Below are 16,994 nucleotides of genomic sequence, written 5' to 3' on the forward strand. Positions count from 1 at the left end.
ATGTCGCAACCGATCAGTCCGGAGCTCCGGGAATGGCTGGTGTCGCAGCTCGCGGCAGGGCATTCGGTGCCCGCGCTGCGCGCCTCGATGCGCGCGGCCGGCTGGCAGGACGCGGCCACCGACCTCGCGCTGGCGCAGCTCGAGGCCGGCTTTCCGCACGTGGAGGTGGCCAGGCCGCGGCGCACCGAGATGCCCGGCCCCGACCTCGAAGGCGCGCCGCTCTACATCGACGCGGGGGACCGCCGCGTGCAGGTGCTGCAGACCATGCGGCATCCGCGCGTGGTCGTGTTCGGCAACCTGGTGTCGCCCGAGGAGTGCGAAGGGCTGATCGCCGCGGCGCGGGTGCGGCTGGCGCGCTCGCTCACGGTCGAGACGCGCACCGGCGGCGAGGTGCTCAACGTCGACCGCACCAGCGAAGGCATGTTCTTCGAGCGCGGCGAGAACGAGATCGTCTCGCGCCTCGAGCAGCGCATTGCCGCGCTGCTGCGCTGGCCGGTGGAGTTTGGCGAAGGCCTGCAGATCCTGCGCTATGCGCCCGGCGCCCAGTACCGCCCGCACTACGACTATTTCGACCCCGGCGAGCCTGGCACGCCCACCATCCTCAAGCGCGGCGGCCAGCGCGTGGCCACGCTCGTGATGTACCTGCAGGAGCCCGGGCAGGGCGGCGCCACCACCTTCCCCGACGTCGGCCTGGAAGTGGCGCCCGTGCGCGGCACCGGCGTGTTCTTCAGCTACGAGGAACCCGACCCCGCCACCCGCACGCTGCATGGCGGCGCGCCCGTGCTCGCGGGCGAGAAGTGGGTGGCCACCAAATGGCTGCGCGAACGCGAATTCAAATGACAAGGGCGCGATGAAGCTGCTGGCCAACGGATTGCAGATCGAGGTCGACGACACCGGCGGCGAGGGCCGCCCGGTGGCCCTGCTCATCATGGGCCTGGGCATGCAGCTGGTCGGCTGGCCGCAGGACTTCGTGCAGGCGCTGGTCGATGCGGGCTTTCGCGTGGTGCGCCACGACAACCGCGACATCGGCCTGAGCCAGGGCTTCGACCATGCAGGTACCGGCAACATCGTGTGGGAGAGCATCCGCCAGCGCCTGGGCCTGCAGGTGCGTTCGGCCTACACCCTGCAGGACATGGCGCGCGATTCGCTGGGCGTGCTCGACGCGCTGGGCATCAGGCAGGCGCACATCATCGGCGCCTCGATGGGCGGCATGATCGCGCAGCACCTGGCCGCCGAAGCGCCCGAGCGCGTGACCAGCCTCGTGAGCATCATGAGTTCCAGCGGGGCGCGAGGCCTGCCCGGACCGCGCAGCGACGTTGCCGCCATGCTGCTGCGCCGGCCCCTGGGCGGCGGCGAGGCCGAGCTGGTGGCGCACAGCATCCGGCTGCTCAGGCTGATCCAGAGCCCCGCCTATCCGCAGAGCACCGAGGCCTTGGCCGAGCGCCTCACCTTCAGCATGCGCCGCGCCTACCGTCCGGCCGGCATGTTCCGCCAGATGCTCGCGATTGGCGCCGACGCGCGCCGCCCCGAAGTGCTGCCGCGCATCAAGTGCCCGACGCTGGTGCTGCACGGCGAGGCCGACGCGCTGGTGCCGATGGCGTGCGGGCTGGACACCGCCAAGCGCATTCCGGGCGCGAAGTTCGTCAGCATTCCCGGCATGGGCCATGACCTGCCGCCCGAGGTGTGTGCCATCCTCGCCCACCACATCGCGCCGTTCCTGCATGCGGCCGAAGAACACCACAAGCCATGAGCCTCGACAACATCCCCCCCGCCAACCCCAACACGCCCGAGCAGTCGCAGCTGGGCCGCGCCTCGGCCTATGCCGACCGGTACGACCCTTCCTTGCTCTTTCCGATTGCGCGCAGCACCCAGCGCGAAGCCATGGGCATCGCCGCCGGCGCGCTGCCCTTCTTCGGCGCCGATCTCTGGACCGCGTTCGAGGTGAGCTGGCTCAACCTGCGCGGCAAGCCCCAGCTGGCCATCGCGCACTTCACCATTCCCTGCGAAACGCCCAACATCATCGAGAGCAAGTCGTTCAAGCTGTACCTCAACAGCTTCAACAGCACCGCCTTCGCGGGCGTCGAGGCCGTGCGCGACCGACTGCGGGCCGACCTGTCCGAGGCGCTCTGGCGCGGCAGCGACCAGTCCGCCGGCATCGGCGTGAAACTGCTGGCACCCGACATGTTCGACCGCGAGCCGGTGCACGAACTCGACGGACTCGACCTCGACCGGCTCGACATCGAGTGCACCCACTACCAGCCCGCGCCCGAGCTGCTGTCGAGCGACACCACCCAGCCGCCGGTGAACGAAACGCTCACCAGCCGCCTGCTCAAGAGCAACTGCCTCGTCACCGGCCAGCCCGACTGGGGCAGCGTGCAGATCCGCTACAGCGGCCCGGCTATCGACCAGGCCGGCCTGCTCGCGTACATCGTGAGCTTTCGCAACCACAACGAGTTTCACGAGCCTTGCGTGGAGCGCATGTTCACCGACATCTGGCGCCGCTGCCAGCCCAACAAGCTCGCGGTGTATGCGCGCTACACGCGGCGCGGCGGGCTCGACATCAATCCGTTCCGCACCAGCTGGCCGCAGGCGCTGCCGCCGAACATCCGCACCGCGCGGCAATAAGGGACGAGGGCGCCGCCGAAGCCCCTCTTCGGAAATCCGGAACCCGCAGCCCGGCCCCTGTGGCATTCTGGAACCGCCCGCGACACTGCGGGCGGATTTCCGGAGCGGACACACATGGTTGAAGGAAAAGTAGTCGTCGTCACCGGCGCGGGCGGCGGCATCGGGCGCGACATCGCGCTGGCCATGGCGAGCCATGGCGCGAGGGTGGTGGTGAACGACATCGGCGCCGCGCTCGACGGCGCGGGCGGCAGCGCCGGCCCGGCGCAGCAGGTGGTCGACGAGATCCGCGCCGCGGGCGGCCAGGCCGTGCCCAACACCGACAGCGTGGCCGATGCGGCCAGCGCGGCGCGCATCGTCGAATGCGCGGTCGAGAGCTTCGGCCGCATCGATGCCGTGGTGAACAACGCCGGCATCCTGCGCGACCGCTTCTTCCACAAGATGTCGGTCGACGAGTGGGACGCCGTGATCAAGGTGCACCTGTACGGCGCCTACTACGTGAGCCGCGCGGCCGCCACGCACTTCAAGGAACAGAACTCGGGCGCGCTGGTGCACATGACCTCGACCTCGGGCCTCATCGGCAACTACGGCCAGGCCAACTATGCGGCGGCCAAGCTCGGCATCGTGGCGCTGTCGAAGTCGATCGCGCTCGACATGCTCAAGTTCAACGTGCGCTCCAACTGCATCGCGCCCTTCGCCTGGAGCCGCATGATCGGCGCCATTCCCACCGACACCGACGAGCAGCGCGCCCGCGTCGACAAGATCAAGCAGATGACGCCGGCCAAGGTGGCGCCGCTCGCGGTGTACCTGGCAAGCGATGCGGCCGGCGCGGTCAACGGCCAGATCTTCTCGGTGCGCAACAACGAGATCTCGCTCATCAGCCAGCCGCGGCCGGTGCGCTCCATCCACCGCTCCGAAGGCTGGACGCCCGAGAGCATTGCCGAGCACGCCATGCCCGCGATGCGCGCGAGCTTCCATCCGCTGGACCGTTCGGCCGACGTGTTCAGCTGGGATCCGGTCTGAGGGCCTGAGGACAAACCCGAAAGAGAGTACGCAGGACGCCATTCGCCGGACAATGCGCGTTTCCTTCCTCTTTGGTGCGCACGCCCGGTGAACCTGCATTTCGACCTGTTCGACCTGAAACTGTTCGTCTACGTGGCGGACGCGCGCAGCCTCACGCGCGGCGCCGAGAAGGCCTGCATCTCGCTGGCGGCCGCATCCACGCGCATCAAGCAGATGGAAGAGGCTGTGGGCGGCAAGCTGCTGCACCGCAGCGCGCAGGGCGTGAGCCTCACGGCCGCCGGGCAGGCGGTGCTCTACCACGCCAAGCGCGTGATGCAGCAGATGGAGCACCTGCGCTGCGACATGCAGGACTTCGGCAAGGGCATCAAGGGCCATGTGCGCGTGTTCGCCAACACCACCTCGATCACCGAATACCTGCCCCAGAAGCTGGCCGGTTTTCTGACGCAGCATCCCGCGGTGCAGGTGGACCTGCGCGAATACCTCAGCGAGGAGATCGTGCGCGCCGTGGCCGACGGCGAGGCCGACATCGGCATCCTGGCCGGCGACGTGCACACCGGCGAGCTCGATGCGCGCCCCTTCGGCCGCAACCAGTTGGTGCTGGTGGTGCCCGCCGCGCACCATCTGGCGGGTGCGCCCTCGGTGGCCTTTGCCGACACGCTCGACGAGCAGCACGTGGGCCTGCACCACGGCAGCGCCATCCACCGCTTTTTGCAGCGCCGGGCCGAACTGGCCGGCCGCGGCTTCAACCCGCGCATCCAGGTCAGCAGCTTCGAGGCGATCTGCCTGATGATCGAGGCGGGCGTGGGGGTGGGTGTGCTGCCGGCCTCGTCGGCGCAGCGGCTGTCGCTGGCGATGCGCATCGCGACCGTGGCGCTCAGCGATGCCTGGGCCGAGCGCGAGCTCAAGCTCATCGCGCGCAGCCGCGAGCAGCTGCCGGCCTCGGCGCGCGAGCTGTTCGACCATCTCGTCATGTCCTGAAGAAGAAGGCGCGCAGGCCATGTCCGCCGACCTGAAGTCGCTGCGCCTGTTCGTGGCCGTGGCCGACCACGGCAGCATCAGCGAAGGCGCCAAGCGCTGCCACATCGCGCTCGCGGCCGCGAGCAAGCGCATCTCCGACCTCGAGGCCCGCGCGCGGCTGCCGCTGCTGGTGCGCCATGCGCGCGGCGTCACGCTCACTTCGGCGGGCCATGGCCTGCTGCTGCATGCGCGCGCCGTGCTTTCGGCCATGGACCGGCTGGGCGCCGAGCTCGACGATTTCCAGAACGGTGTGGCGGGCGTGGTCAGCATCACGGCCAACGCCTCCACCATCGCGCAGTTCCTGCCCGCGCAGATCGGCTCCTTCCTGCGGCTGCATCCGGTGCTCAAGATCGACCTGCAGGAGCGCGCCAGCACCGAGGTCGTGAAGGCTGTGCAGGCCGGTCTGGCCGACATCGGCGTGATCGAGGGCCACACGCCCGCCGAAATGCTCGAATGCCTGCCCTACCGCAGCGATGAACTGGCCGTGGTGGTGGCGCGCGACCATCCGCTGGCCAGGCGCAAGCGCATCGGCGTGGACGAGGTGCTGCGGCACGACCATATCGTGGTGCGCGAAGGCACGGCGCTGCACCGCGTGCTGCTGAACGCGGCGCTGGAGGCGCAGGCGCCGCTCAAGGTGCGCATGCAGGTGGGCAGCTTCGACATGGTGTGCCGCATGGTGGAGCAGGGCGTGGGCATCGGCGTGCTGCCCTACGCGGCCATCCTGCCGCAGCTGCAGATACTGAAGCTGCGCTGCCTCAAGCTCGATGCGCCGTGGGCGGTGCGCCGCCACCTGCTGTGCGTGCGGCGGCAGCAGGACCTGACCGCGGCCGCGCGCTCGGTGCTGGAGCACCTCGGCCGGCCGGACTGAACCCTGAGCCTTCGCGCCGCGCGAAGCCTCGCGCCCGCCAAAAACGAATTGTTCTCCGCAGCCTGCGCACCAAGAATCGTGCAGCCGAAGCAAGGCAAAAGGAGACATTCTTGAAGATCATCCGCGTCAGCGCCACGCCGCTGAACATTCCCGTCACCATCGATGTGCTGGGGCTCAACCAGCAGACCTCGCTCTCGCTCTGCCTGACAGAGATCGAGACCGACACCGGCCTTGTCGGCCATGGCATGACGGCCATCACCGAAGAAGAAATCATCGCCGCCGCCGTGCGCGAGGTGGCCGGCCCGGCGCTCATTGGCGAAGACCCGATGGCCACCGAGCGCCTGTGGGAGAAGCTCTACTGGCTGCTCTCGCCGCGCGGCCAGACCGGCTATGCGAGCCACGCCATGGCCGCGCTCGACATCGCGCTGTGGGACCTGAAGGCCAGGGCGCTCGGCCAGCCGCTGTGGCGCCTGCTGGGTGGTGCGCGTTCCAAGGTGCCGGTCTATGCGACCTTCGGCTTCGGCTTCTTCGAGCGCGACCAGCTCGCCGCCGCCGCCAGGCTCTGGGTCTCGCAGGGCTTCCGGCGCCTGAAGATGACCGTCGGCGGCCATGCGCTCGCGCGGCGCGACGAGCCGCGGCCCATCGACGAGGTCATCGCCGAGGACGTGCGCCGCGTGGCTGCCGTGCGCGAGGCGGTCGGCCCCGACGTGAAGCTGTACGTCGATGCCAACTGCGGCCTCGACCTGTTCCATGCGACCGAGCTCGCGCGCCGCATCGAGCCCTACGGCATCAGCTTCTTCGAGGAGCCGCTCACGCAGAACGACGTGCGGCAGATGGCCCAGCTGCGCGCGCGCACCAGCATTCCGCTGGCCTGCGGGCAGAACGAAGGGCTGGCCTTCCGCTTCCGCGACCTGCTGGTGAACCAGGCGGCCGACGTGCTGCAGCCCAACGTGACCATCTCGGGCGGCTACACCCAGTGCCTGAAGATCGCGGGCATGGCGCAGGCCTTCAACGTGCCGATCGACAACGGCGGCGCCTGGCCCTTCCACAACATGCACCTGCATGCGGGCGTGTCGAACGGCGGCATGGCCGAATACCACTACGTGGCCGTGCAGATGCTCAAGCAGGTCTTCGACGGCCTGCCGGTGCCGCAGGACGGCTGGCTGCAGCTGCCCGAGACGCCGGGCCTGGGCTTCGCGCCCAATGCGGATCGCGTGTGCGAGCTCGCGAAGCTGCCCACTTCGCGTGGCAAGGGCAAAGCCTAGGAATGGACGCCCCCCGAAGCGCCTTTGGCGCTCCCCCCACTGGGGGGCGCACCCGGCGGCCCGGCAAAGCCGGTTCCGCGGGTGCACTTGAAGGAGCCGCGCAGACGGCCGCTGATCGATGACCATTGGAGACACGATGAAAAAAGCTACAGACCTTGTTCGCCCTGCACGCCGCCAGGCGCTGCGTGCTGCCATGGCCCTGGGCCTTGCTGGCGCGCTCGCCGCGCCTGCCGCCTGGGCCCAGAAGTACCCCGACAAGCCGATCCGACTCGTGGTCGGCTATTCGGCCGGCGGCGGCGTCGACGCGGTCGCGCGCCTGCTGGGCACGCGCCTGTCGGCGGTGCTCGGCCAGCAGGTGATGGTCGACAACCGCACCGGCGCCGCCGGCCTGATCGCGGCCGAGTTCGTCGCCAAGGCCGCGCCCGACGGCTACACGCTCATGATGGGTGACAGCGCGCTGCTGATCGCCAAGCTGCTGCAGCCGAAGATCGGCCTCGATCCGCTCACCAGCTTCAAGCCGGTGGCGGGGGCTTTCGTCTCGCCGCTGATGATCGTCACCGGCAACGACTTTCCGGCCCGGACGCCGGCCGAGCTGGTGAAGGAGCTCAAGGCGAACCCGGCGCGCTATTCCTTCGCCACCTCGGGCGTCGGCACGGTGCAGCACCTGGGCTTCGAGATGCTGAAGCAATCGACCGGCAGCACCGTGGTGCATGTGCCCTACCGCGGTGCCGCGCAGATCGTGCCCGACGTGGTTGGCGGGCAGGTGCCGATCGGCGTGGTCAGCGCCACGGCCGGCATGGCGCAGGCCAAGGCGGGCAAGCTGCGTGCGGTCGCGCTCATGAACACCGCGAAGCTCGAGGGCGCGGAGTCGGTGCCGCCGCTCGCCGATGCGCTGCCGGGCTTCGACGTGGCGCCGCGCATCTTCGTGCTCGCGCCGGCCGGCACGCCCGACGAGATCGTCGGCAAGCTCTCGGCCGCGGTGAAGACCGTGCTCGATGCGCCCGAGGCCGGCGCCGCGGCGGCCGCGCAGGGCACGCTGCGCGCCTACGCCACGCCGGCGCAGCTCGGCAAGGACATGGCCGAGGAGACGAAGCGCTGGCAACGCATCATCGCCGAGCAGAACATCGTGGCGGAGGGCAAGTAGATGGCGCTGCCGCACCTGGGCCTGATCGTGCCGCCGGCCGCCGGCGCGGTGCCGGTGGACGGTCCGCTGCTCTACGGCGACCGCATCCGCTTCAGCGCGCTGGGGCTGGGCCTTGGCGAAATTTCCACGCGCGGGTACACCGAGGTGATCGACTCGGTGGTCGAGAAGGCGGTGGCGCTCAAGGCCGAGGGCGCTGTCGCGGTCTCGCTCATGGGCACCTCGCTGAGCTTCTTCCGCGGCGCCGCGTTCAACCGCCAGCTCGAAGTCGAGATGGCGCGCGCCACCGGACTGCCCTGCACGACCATGAGCAACGCCATCGTCGGCGCGCTGCGCCATCTGGGCGTGCGGCGCGTGGCGGTGGCCACGGCCTACATCGACGAGGTCAACGCCCATCTGCGGCGCTACCTCGAACAGAGCGGCTTCGAGCCGCTGGCGCTCGAGGGGCTGGCCATCTCCGACGTGCAGGCCGTGGGCCAGGTGCCCACACAGGTGCTGGTCGACCTGTGCCTGCGGGTGTTCGATGCGCAGCCCGGCGCGGACGGCATCCTCATTTCATGCGGCGGGCTGGTCACGCTCGATGCCGTGCGCGAAGTGGAAGCGCGGCTGCAGCTGCCCGTGGTGTCGAGTTCGCCTGCGGGTTTCTGGGACCTCGTGCGCACCGCGGGCCTTGATGCGCGCTCGCCCGGGCAGGGCCGGCTGTTCGCCTGAACGGCCTCAGCCGAGCCAGCGGCCCACGCGCGGCGCAGATTCCAGCTGCCAGATGCGCTGGCACAGCGCCTTCGCCTCGTCGGCGGTGGCGCCTTCGCCGTAGTGCGCGAGGCGCTGCATCTTGTCCTCGATCTCGGCGCGGCTCAGGCTGTTGCCCGGGTCGCCCTTGGGTTCGTCGACGCGGCCGGCCAGCGTGCGGCCGTTGCGCGTCTGCACGCTGACCTTGCCGATCCAGCGCGCGGGGTAGGCGCTGTCGACCTCGGCATCGAGTTCCATTTCCACCTTGTCGCGGAACGCGGCCACCTCGGGCGCGAGAAAGTCGCGGTCGAACTCGCCGAGCCCGGCGCGGCCATGTACCGCGATCAGGCCCAGCACCGTGCCCATCGAGAACTTGCCCTGGTGCACGGTGGCCGGCACCGTCACGCGGCCCAGTACGTCGATGGCGCCCTGGTGCACATGCGTGGTCACGCGGGCCACGTCGCCGTGCGCGAGCCGGTGCTGCGTCATCACCTGCAGCAGCGCATCGGCCGCGGGATGCGTGTGGCGGCAGGACGCGTGGTACTTGAACGAGGTTTCGGCCAGTGCCCAGCGCGTGCCAAGGCGGTCGGTGAGCCGTGCCGGGTCGGCATCGCTCGACATGCCCACGCCGAGGCCCTGCGCACCCTCGAGCACCTTTGCCGCGCCCGTGAAGCCGTCCTGCGCGAGGTAGGCCGACATCAATCCGCTGGCGGCCGCATGCGCGCAGTGCAGCTGCTTCGAATCGGCCGCATCGCGCAGGAACTCCCACACGCCGGCCGACTGCGTGCCGGCCGAACCGAAGGCGTGCAGCATCTGCGGCGGCGTGAGTTGGAGCAGGCGGCCCACGGCGGCAGCCGCAGCCAGCGTGCCCGCCGTCGCGGTGGTGTGAAAGGTCTTGTAGTGCGAGCGGCCCAGGAACTCGCCGACGCGGATGCCGACCTCGTAGCCCGCCACCACCGCCGTCAGCAACTGCGCACCGCTGGCCCCGATGCTCTGCGCCGCGGCCAGCGCGGGCGCGATGACCACGGCCGCGGGATGGAACACCGAGCCGTTGTGCACGTCGTCCTGCTCCACGTAGTGCGAGGCCGCGGCGTTGACCAGTGCGGCGAACAGCGGCGAAGTGGTGCGGCGCGAGGTGAGCATTTCGCTCGGCCCCTCGGCCGGCCCCATCATCTGCGCGAAGCGCTCGATGCTGCGCACCGGCCGCGCCGTGCGGGCCGCAAGCACCGAGCCCAGCCAGTCGAGCATCAGGTCTTCGGTACGGCGCAGCACAGGCGTGGGGATGTCGGCGAACTGAAGTTCGGCGGCGAAGGTGGCAAGCTCTCGGCTGGGATGATTCGATGAGGTCATGGAGTGCCTTCAGAACGAACGCGGCAAGCCGAGCATGTGTTCGGCGACATAGCTCAGGATGAGGTTGGTCGAGATCGGTGCCACCTGGTAGAGCCGCGTCTCGCGGAACTTGCGCTCGATGTCGTATTCGCAGGCAAAGCCGAAGCCGCCATGGAACTGCAGGCAGGCATTGGCCGCCTCCCAGCTGGCCTTGGCCGCCAGGTACTTCGCCATGTTGGCCTGCGCGCCGCAGGGCTCGCGCGCATCGAACAGGCGGCAGGCTTCATAGCGCATGAGGTTGGCGGCTTCTGTCTCGATGAAGGCCTCGGCAATCGGGAACTGCACACCCTGGTTCTGCCCGATGGGCCGGCCGAACACCACGCGCTCCTTGGTGTAGGCCGTCACCTTGTCGATGAACCAGTAGCCGTCGCCGATGCATTCGGCCGCGATCAGCGTGCGCTCCGCGTTGAGGCCGTCGAGGATGTACCTGAAGCCCTGGCCCTCTTCGCCGATCAGGTTCTCGGCCGGGATCTCGAGGTTCTCGAAGAACAGCTCGTTGGTCTCGTGGTTCACCATGTTCAGGATGGGCCGCACCGTCATGCCTTTGCCGATGGCCTCGCGCAGGTCGACGATGAAGATCGACATGCCCTCGGATTTCTTCTTCACGTCCGCCAGCGGCGTGGTGCGCGCCAGCAGGATCATCAGGTCGGAGTGCTGGATGCGCGAGATCCACACCTTCTGGCCATTGATGACGTAGCGGTCGCCCTTCTTCACGGCCGTGGTCTTGATCCTGGTGGTGTCGGTGCCGGTGCTGGGCTCGGTCACGCCCATGGACTGCAGGCGCAGCTCGCCGGTGGCGATGCGCGGCAGGTAGGCGCGCTTCTGCGCTTCGCTGCCGTGGCGCAGCAGCGTGCCCATGTTGTACATCTGGCCGTGGCAGGCGCCCGAGTTGCCGCCGCAGCGGTTGATCTCTTCCATGATCACCGAGGCTTCGGTGAGCCCGAGGCCGGAGCCGCCGTATTCCTGCGGAATGAGCGCGGCCATCCAGCCGGCCTTGGTGAGCGCGTCGACGAACTCGGCGGGGTAGCCGCGGGCCTCGTCGATCGTGCGGAAGTACTCGTTGGGAAACTGCGCGCACAGGTCGCGCACGGCATCGCGGATGTCGGGAAAGCGGGTGTCGTTATGGTTGTTCATGGGGGCTCAATCCTGGCGCGGGCCGCCGGCTTCCTTTTCCACGCGTTGCCAGATCTCGATGGCCATCGGGTCGTCGATCTCCTCCAGGATGTGGCCGACAAGGCCGATGGCGCGCGCCATCACGCCGAAGCCGCGGATGATCTTCCACGGAAAGCCGAACTCGGCGGCAATCGCGCCGATGGCGCCGGTCGCGTTGATCGGCAGCGACTTGCCCGACACGCGCTCGGCCTCTTCCTGCACGGCCTGCATCAGCGCGACGTAGTGGCTGGAGAGCCCGTTCTCGGCTGCGATCTGAAAGAGGCGCGGCGTGCGCGGATCGATCGGCTTGTGCAGTGGATGGCCCAGGCCCGGCACGATGATCTTGCGCGCGCGGTGGTCGGCCACGATGTCCTTCGCCATGTCGGCGAGCGGCCGCCCCGGCTTCTCGCCGAAGGGAATGGCCTCGTAGAGCATCTTCGCCGCGCCCTCGGTGCTGCCCACGAACACCGTGCCCAGCCCGCACAGGCCCGCGGCCACGGCGGCCTGCAGCGCCTCGGGCGCGCCCGCATAGGTCAGGCGCGCGGCCAGCGCGCTGGGCGTGACGCCATGCTCGACCAGCGTGACGACGATGGCATTGAAGGTGACCGATTCCTGCGGCGTCGGGATGCGGCCCGTGAGCTCCAGGAAGGCCATGTCGCCGAGGTTCAGGTGGCCCAGGATCTCGGAGGGCAGGTCGCGCCCGCGCACGGTGATCCTGTCGGGGGTGCTGTGGCCGAGCGCGGTGTGCAGGGATTTCTTGATCTTTGTGGTGGTCATGCGCCGAATCTATGCCGCCCTCGCGCGAGGCGGGTCTGTGAATGCGAAACCCTCCCTTCGGCAAATGCAAATGCCGCGCGGCGGGGTGTTCTGTCACGCTGCGGCGATGGACACCGAATCACTTTCCGCCGTGCGCGAAGCCGCGCTCGACTACTTCGTTCGCAGCCGTTCCATCCAGAGGCGGCGCGAGCGCATGGAACGGCCCGATGCCGATGAGGTGCAGGGCTGGAGCGCGCTGGCCGAACTGGGCTGGACCGGCATGCTGGCACCCGAATCCGCGGGCGGCCTGGGGCTGGATCTCGCAGGCGCCGCGCAGATCCTGCGGGCCGCGGGCGAGCACGTCGCGCCGGAACCCCTGCTGGCGGTGGCGGGCCTCAGCGCGTTGCTGCTCGCGCGGCTCGATGCGCCGGCCGCGCAGTCGCTGCTGGCAGACCTGGTGGCGGGCCGCAGCCTGCCTGCGCTCGCCTGGCAGGAGAGCGCAGGCGACCTGAGCGCCGTACCCCTGGCCTGCGGCTGCGAGCCGCGCGCGGGGCATGCCGGCGGCGTGCTGCTGCAGGGCGAGAAGCTCATGGTGCTGCCCGGCGCGGCCGCCGGCGGCTGGCTGGTGTCGGCGCGGGGCAGCGACGATGCGGTGCTGCTTTGGGTGCCGCGCGGCACCGCCGGCGTGAGCGAAACCCTGGTGCCGCTGGTGGACGGCAGCCAGGCCGCGAGCCTGCGCTTCGAGCAGGTGGCGCTGCCGGCGGACGCGGTGCTGGCCGAAGGCCCGGCGGCGCAGGACGCATTGCGCCATGCGCTCGCGGCCGGCCAGATTTTGCAGGCGGCCGAACTGCTGGGCGTGGGCCAGGCCATGCTCGCCCAGACGCTGGCCTACCTGCGCACCCGTTCGCAGTTCGGCAAGCCCATCGGCAGCTTCCAGGCGCTGCAGCACCGCTGCGTGGACATGTTCATTCATCTCGAGGTGGCGCAGGCCGCGCTGGCCGAGGTGCTGGCATTGGCAGGCCAGGGGCTCTGCGCCGAGCGGCTCGAAGCCGAAGCCAGCCGCGTGAATGCCCGCTGCACCGCCGCGGCGCTGCAGGCCTCGCGCACGGCGGTGCAGCTGCACGGCGCCATCGGCTATACGCAGGAGTGCGACCTGAGCCTTTACTACAAGCGCACGCTGTGCCTTTCGGCGTGGCTCGGCAACGTGGCCGCGCACCAGCGCCGGCATGCCGTTCTGGCCGATGGCGGCGAGACGCGGGCGGGCCCCGCGGTGTGGGAAGGCGAGTTTCCGCGCAGTGCCGACTGGCATGCGATGCCCGAGGCCGAGTTCCGGCGCATGGTGCGCGCCTTCCTGCAGCAGCGCTATCCGCAGCCGCTGCGCTACCTGTCGCACCGCGCGCGCTGGAGCGAGATCCGCGAGTGGTATCTCACGCTGTCGGCACAGGGCTGGATCGCGCCGGCCTGGCCGCAGGCGCATGGCGGCATGGGGCTGCCGGCCGACAAGCTCATTGCATGGATCGAGGAACTCGAGCAGTACGGCGTGGCGCGCGCGCCGGACCAGGGCATCGTGATGATCGGCCCGCTGCTGATCCAGCATGGCACGCCCGAGCAGCAGCGGCGTTTCCTGCCGCGCATCCTGAGCGGCGAGCATGTGTGGTGCCAGGGCTATTCGGAGCCCAACGCCGGCTCCGACCTGGCCGGGCTGCGCACCGAGGCCGTGGCGGGGCGCGATGCCGAGGGCGACCACTTCATCGTCAATGGGCAGAAGATCTGGACCACGCTCGCGCAGGATGCCAACCACATCTTCATGCTCGTGCGCACCGACAAGGCCGCGCGCAAGCAGGAGGGCATCAGCTTCCTGCTGTGCGACCTGCGCACGCCGGGCATCACGGTGCGGCCCATTCACACGCTCGCGGGCGAGCCCGAGTTCTGCGAAGTGTTCTTCGACAACGTGCGGGTGCCGGCTGAAAACCTGGTGGGCAAGCTGCATGGCGGCTGGACGATTGCCAAGGCGCTGCTGGGCTTCGAGCGCATCTTCCTGGGCAGCCCCAAGCAGTCGCAGTACGCGCTGGGCCAGCTCGCGCGGTTGGCGCAGGCGCGGCGCCTTTTTGCGGACCCGGTGTTCGCGCAGCGCTTCGCGGCATTGCGGCTCGACGTGCTCGACCTGTCGGCCGCATACACGGGCTTTGCCGACATCGTGCGCGCGGGCCAGCCGCTGCCTGCGTCGGTGTCGCTGCTGAAGATATGGGCCAGCGAAACCTATCACCGCATCGGCGCGCTGCTGGTCGAGGCCGGCGAAGAGCAGGGCGCCGTGGCCGGCGACCAGCTGCTCGACGGGCAGAGCTTCAACGTGCTGTCGCCGCTCATCGGCTCCACCGCCGCAATGATCTACGGCGGCACCAACGAGATCCAGCGCAACATCCTCGCGCGGCAGGTGCTCGACCTGCCGGCCTGAGCAATGCGAGCCGCCGAAGAAATACACAACAGGAGACAACGCTCATGGAATCCCTCGACTTCACACGGCGCCATGCCATGGCCGCGCTGGCAGGCAGCGCATTGCTGGCTGCACTGCCTTCACGCGCCTTGGCACAGCAACAGCTGCCAGCTCTCATCAAGCTCGTGGTCGGTTATTCGGCCGGCGGCCCGGTGGACGGCGCGGCGCGCCTGCTCGCGCCCGCGCTGAGCCAGGAACTCGGCACGCAGGTCATCGTGGACAACCGCCCCGGTGCCAGCGGCTCGCTAGGCGGCGACGCGGTGGCCAAGGCTGCTCCCGACGGCGCCACGCTCTTCTTCGGCGCGAGCCCGACCATCACCATCAATCCGAACATCCAGCGCAGGATGCCCTTCGATCCGATGAAGGACCTGACGCCCATCGCGCCGCTGGTCGACTACACCAACGTGCTCGTGGTCAACAAGGACCTGCCGGTGCACAGCGTGGCCGAGCTCCTGGCCTATGCGAAGGCGCGGCCGGGCAAGGTGTTCTACGGCTCGGCCGGCGTGGGCGCCTCGAACCACCTGAGCGGCGCGCTGCTCGAGAAGATGACCGGCGTGCAGCTCACGCACGTGCCGTACAAGGGCAGCGCACCTGCGCTGGCCGACGTGATGGGCGGCACCGTGACCATGATGTTCGACATCATCGCCACCTCGCGGCCCTTCATCCAGTCGGGAAAGATCCGCGCGCTGGCCGTCACCTCGCGCCAGCGCAACCGCATGCTGCCCGAGGTGCCGACCATGATCGAGTCGGGCGTGGCCGGTTATGACGTGGGCGGCTGGTTCGGCCTCTATGGCCCCGCGCGCATGGACCCGGCGCTTGTCGCGCGCCTGAATGCCGCCGCGCACAAGGCGCTGGCGCGCGGGGACATCGCCCATCGGCTGCGCGAACAGGGCTACGAGGTCTGGAGCGGCGGCGCGGAGCTGCTCGCGGCCAAGGGCCAGGCCGACCGCAGGCTCTGGGCCACGGCGTCCCAGGGCATCGAGGCGGAATAAGCGATGCCGGCACCCACGCGGATCCACGAACTGCTCCAAGCGCGCGCCTTGCAATCGCCAGGCGACGCCTTTCTCTTCGAACCATTGGGCACCGTCTCGTACGGCGCGCTGCAGGCCATGGCCGAGACGGCCGCGCAAGACCTGCGTGCCGCCGGCGTGCGGCCGACCGACCGCGTGTTGCTCGTGGCCGAGAACTGCGCCGCGCACGTCGCGCTGATCATGGCGTGCAGCCGCATCGGCGCATGGTCGTGCGGGGTCAACGCGCGCATGTCGCCCGGCGAGATCGCGGCCATTGCCGAGCGCGCCGATGCGCGCCTGTGCTGCTTCACCACCGATGCCTCGGAGGCCGCTCGCCAGCATGCACAGCGCGCCGGCGCGGTGCCCTCGGCGCTGCCCGGCGTGATGCGCTCGGCCGTGCGCGCCGAGGCCAGGCCGGAGGACGACCCGGCGCTCGCGGACACCGCGGCCATCATCTTCACTTCGGGCACCTCGGGTACGCCGAAGGGCGTGATGGTGTCGCACCGCGGCCTGCTGCATTTCGGCCGCGTGTCGGCCGGCGTGCGCTCGCTGGGCGAGCGCGACCGGGTCTACGCCTTCCTGCCGATGACGCACATCTTCGGCATTGGCACGGTGCTCATGGCCGCGCTCACGGGCGGCGCCGCGCTGGTGCTGCGTGCGAGCTTCTCGCCGGCCGACATGCTGCATGCGCTGGCGCATGAGCAGGTGTCGAACCTGCTGGGGCCGCCCACGATGTACGCGCGGCTGCTGGCGCACATCGAGGCCGGGCACGGCACGCCGCGCTCTCCGGCGCTTCGCTATGTCTACACCGGTTCGGCGCCGCTCGACCTGGGACTCAAGCAGCGCGTCGAGGCGCTGTTCGGCCAGCCGCTGCATTATGGCTATGGCCTCTCGGAGTACGCGGGCTCGGTGTTCCTCACGCGCGTCGAGGCACCACGCGCGGACACGGCCGCGGGCCATGTGGTCGAGGGCGGCGAGGCGCGCATCGTGGGCCCCGGCGGTCAGGACCTGGCGCCGGGCGAGACCGGCGAGATCTGGCTGCGCGGGCCCGGCCTCATGCTGGGCTACTTCCGCGACGCGGCGGCCACGGCGCAGGTCATGCGGCCCGGCGGCTGGTATGCGAGCGGCGACCTCGGGCGCTTCGATGCGGACGGTGCGCTGTTCGTGGTCGGCCGGCTCAAGGAAATGATCATCCGCTCGGGCTTCAACGTCTATCCTGCGGAGATCGAGGCGGTGATCGGCCGCTTCGCCGGGGTGCACATGTGCGCGGTGGTGGGCGCGCCCGAGGCCGACGGCAACGAGCGCATCGTCGCCTTCGTCGAGATGAAGCCCGGCGCTGCGCTCGACGAACCGGCGCTGCGCACGTACCTTGCGGAGCACCTGTCGCCCTACAAGCGGCCCGCGCGCATCGAGGCCATCGACGCCATGCCGACCACGGCCAACGGCAAGGTGCTCAAGCGCGAGCTGCAGGCGCGCGCCGCCAGGCCCGTCGGCTAGCCAAGGCCCAGGGGCACGGCATCCGCACGCC

General features: G+C 69.9%; 15 protein-coding genes. 12 read left to right on the forward strand and 3 right to left on the reverse strand.

The window, feature by feature from the left end; all coding sequences use genetic code 11:
• The 9 genes from ACAM54_RS06800 to ACAM54_RS06840 all read left to right on the forward strand — a co-directional run bounded on the left by ACAM54_RS06800 (position 1) and on the right by ACAM54_RS06840 (position 8,647).
• Positions 1–840, forward strand: a complete 840-nt coding sequence (locus ACAM54_RS06800) for a 2OG-Fe(II) oxygenase (RefSeq protein ID WP_145741274.1) — start codon at positions 1–3, stop codon at positions 838–840.
• A gap of 10 nt (positions 841–850) precedes the next feature.
• The gene (locus ACAM54_RS06805) at positions 851–1,750 is read left to right on the forward strand and encodes an alpha/beta fold hydrolase (protein WP_192328457.1); all 900 of its coding nucleotides are present in this window, start codon (positions 851–853) and stop codon (positions 1,748–1,750) included.
• Positions 1,747–2,625: an NADPH-dependent 7-cyano-7-deazaguanine reductase QueF gene (gene queF / locus ACAM54_RS06810; protein ID WP_369650242.1), complete on the forward strand. Its 879-nt coding sequence runs from the start codon at positions 1,747–1,749 to the stop codon at positions 2,623–2,625. Before ACAM54_RS06805 ends, queF begins: the two co-directional genes overlap by 4 nt.
• 114 nt (positions 2,626–2,739) lie before the next feature.
• Positions 2,740–3,645 (forward strand): SDR family NAD(P)-dependent oxidoreductase, encoded by a 906-nt coding sequence (locus tag ACAM54_RS06815; RefSeq protein WP_369650243.1) that lies wholly within the window; start codon positions 2,740–2,742, stop codon positions 3,643–3,645.
• Positions 3,646–3,732: 87 nt separating this feature from the next.
• Positions 3,733–4,623, forward strand: a complete 891-nt coding sequence (locus ACAM54_RS06820) for a LysR substrate-binding domain-containing protein (RefSeq protein ID WP_369650244.1) — start codon at positions 3,733–3,735, stop codon at positions 4,621–4,623.
• A 19-nt stretch (positions 4,624–4,642) separates the two neighbouring features.
• A complete protein-coding gene (locus ACAM54_RS06825) occupies positions 4,643–5,530 on the forward strand; it encodes a LysR family transcriptional regulator (RefSeq protein ID WP_369650245.1) in 888 nt (295 codons plus the stop codon).
• Positions 5,531–5,640: 110 nt separating this feature from the next.
• On the forward strand, positions 5,641–6,795 hold the full coding sequence (locus ACAM54_RS06830) for a mandelate racemase/muconate lactonizing enzyme family protein (RefSeq protein WP_369650246.1): 1,155 nt from the start codon (positions 5,641–5,643) through the stop codon (positions 6,793–6,795).
• Between the two features lie 136 nt (positions 6,796–6,931).
• Entirely contained in the window at positions 6,932–7,939 is a 1,008-nt protein-coding gene (locus ACAM54_RS06835; RefSeq protein ID WP_369650247.1) for a tripartite tricarboxylate transporter substrate-binding protein, read from the forward strand.
• Positions 7,940–8,647, forward strand: coding sequence for an arylmalonate decarboxylase (locus ACAM54_RS06840; protein WP_369650248.1), 708 nt, complete (start codon positions 7,940–7,942; stop codon positions 8,645–8,647).
• Positions 8,648–8,653: 6 nt separating this feature from the next.
• Here ACAM54_RS06840 and ACAM54_RS06845 read toward each other — a convergent pair whose 3' ends face one another.
• Genes ACAM54_RS06845 through ACAM54_RS06855 form a run of 3 tightly spaced genes read right to left on the reverse strand, consistent with a single transcriptional unit; the run spans position 8,654 to position 11,983 of the window.
• Positions 8,654–10,015: an MmgE/PrpD family protein gene (locus tag ACAM54_RS06845; protein ID WP_369650249.1), complete on the reverse strand. Its 1,362-nt coding sequence runs from the start codon at positions 10,013–10,015 to the stop codon at positions 8,654–8,656.
• Positions 10,016–10,024: 9 nt separating this feature from the next.
• Positions 10,025–11,188, reverse strand: a complete 1,164-nt coding sequence (locus ACAM54_RS06850) for an acyl-CoA dehydrogenase family protein (protein WP_369650250.1) — start codon at positions 11,186–11,188, stop codon at positions 10,025–10,027.
• A 6-nt stretch (positions 11,189–11,194) separates the two neighbouring features.
• Complete coding sequence (locus ACAM54_RS06855; RefSeq protein WP_369650251.1) at positions 11,195–11,983, reverse strand: citryl-CoA lyase; 789 nt, start codon at positions 11,981–11,983, stop codon at positions 11,195–11,197.
• A 106-nt stretch (positions 11,984–12,089) separates the two neighbouring features.
• On the opposite strand from ACAM54_RS06855, the gene ACAM54_RS06860 reads away from it, so the two are divergent.
• Genes ACAM54_RS06860 through ACAM54_RS06870 form a run of 3 tightly spaced genes read left to right on the forward strand, consistent with a single transcriptional unit; the run spans position 12,090 to position 16,963 of the window.
• Positions 12,090–14,417, forward strand: a complete 2,328-nt coding sequence (locus ACAM54_RS06860; RefSeq protein WP_369650252.1) for an acyl-CoA dehydrogenase — start codon at positions 12,090–12,092, stop codon at positions 14,415–14,417.
• 44 nt (positions 14,418–14,461) lie between these two features.
• Positions 14,462–15,448: a Bug family tripartite tricarboxylate transporter substrate binding protein gene (locus ACAM54_RS06865; protein WP_369650253.1), complete on the forward strand. Its 987-nt coding sequence runs from the start codon at positions 14,462–14,464 to the stop codon at positions 15,446–15,448.
• Between the two features lie 3 nt (positions 15,449–15,451).
• On the forward strand, positions 15,452–16,963 hold the full coding sequence (locus ACAM54_RS06870; protein ID WP_369650254.1) for a class I adenylate-forming enzyme family protein: 1,512 nt from the start codon (positions 15,452–15,454) through the stop codon (positions 16,961–16,963).
• Positions 16,964–16,994 lie beyond the last annotated feature (31 nt).

Origin of the sequence: Variovorax sp. V93, assembly GCF_041154485.1 — a bacterium.
GTDB lineage: Bacteria > Pseudomonadota > Gammaproteobacteria > Burkholderiales > Burkholderiaceae_C > Variovorax > Variovorax beijingensis_A.

Coding starts and splice junctions, on each gene's coding strand:
- ACAM54_RS06825 (WP_369650245.1), top strand. CDS start 4,643: ATGTCCGCCGACCTGAAGTCGCTGCGCCTGTTCGTGGCCGTGGCCGAC.
- ACAM54_RS06845 (WP_369650249.1), bottom strand. CDS start 10,015: ATGACCTCATCGAATCATCCCAGCCGAGAGCTTGCCACCTTCGCCGCC.
- ACAM54_RS06835 (WP_369650247.1), top strand. CDS start 6,932: ATGAAAAAAGCTACAGACCTTGTTCGCCCTGCACGCCGCCAGGCGCTG.
- ACAM54_RS06850 (WP_369650250.1), bottom strand. CDS start 11,188: ATGAACAACCATAACGACACCCGCTTTCCCGACATCCGCGATGCCGTG.
- ACAM54_RS06805 (WP_192328457.1), top strand. CDS start 851: ATGAAGCTGCTGGCCAACGGATTGCAGATCGAGGTCGACGACACCGGC.
- queF (WP_369650242.1), top strand. CDS start 1,747: ATGAGCCTCGACAACATCCCCCCCGCCAACCCCAACACGCCCGAGCAG.
- ACAM54_RS06800 (WP_145741274.1), top strand. CDS start 1: ATGTCGCAACCGATCAGTCCGGAGCTCCGGGAATGGCTGGTGTCGCAG.
- ACAM54_RS06865 (WP_369650253.1), top strand. CDS start 14,462: ATGGAATCCCTCGACTTCACACGGCGCCATGCCATGGCCGCGCTGGCA.
- ACAM54_RS06815 (WP_369650243.1), top strand. CDS start 2,740: ATGGTTGAAGGAAAAGTAGTCGTCGTCACCGGCGCGGGCGGCGGCATC.
- ACAM54_RS06840 (WP_369650248.1), top strand. CDS start 7,940: ATGGCGCTGCCGCACCTGGGCCTGATCGTGCCGCCGGCCGCCGGCGCG.
- ACAM54_RS06870 (WP_369650254.1), top strand. CDS start 15,452: ATGCCGGCACCCACGCGGATCCACGAACTGCTCCAAGCGCGCGCCTTG.
- ACAM54_RS06855 (WP_369650251.1), bottom strand. CDS start 11,983: ATGACCACCACAAAGATCAAGAAATCCCTGCACACCGCGCTCGGCCAC.
- ACAM54_RS06860 (WP_369650252.1), top strand. CDS start 12,090: ATGGACACCGAATCACTTTCCGCCGTGCGCGAAGCCGCGCTCGACTAC.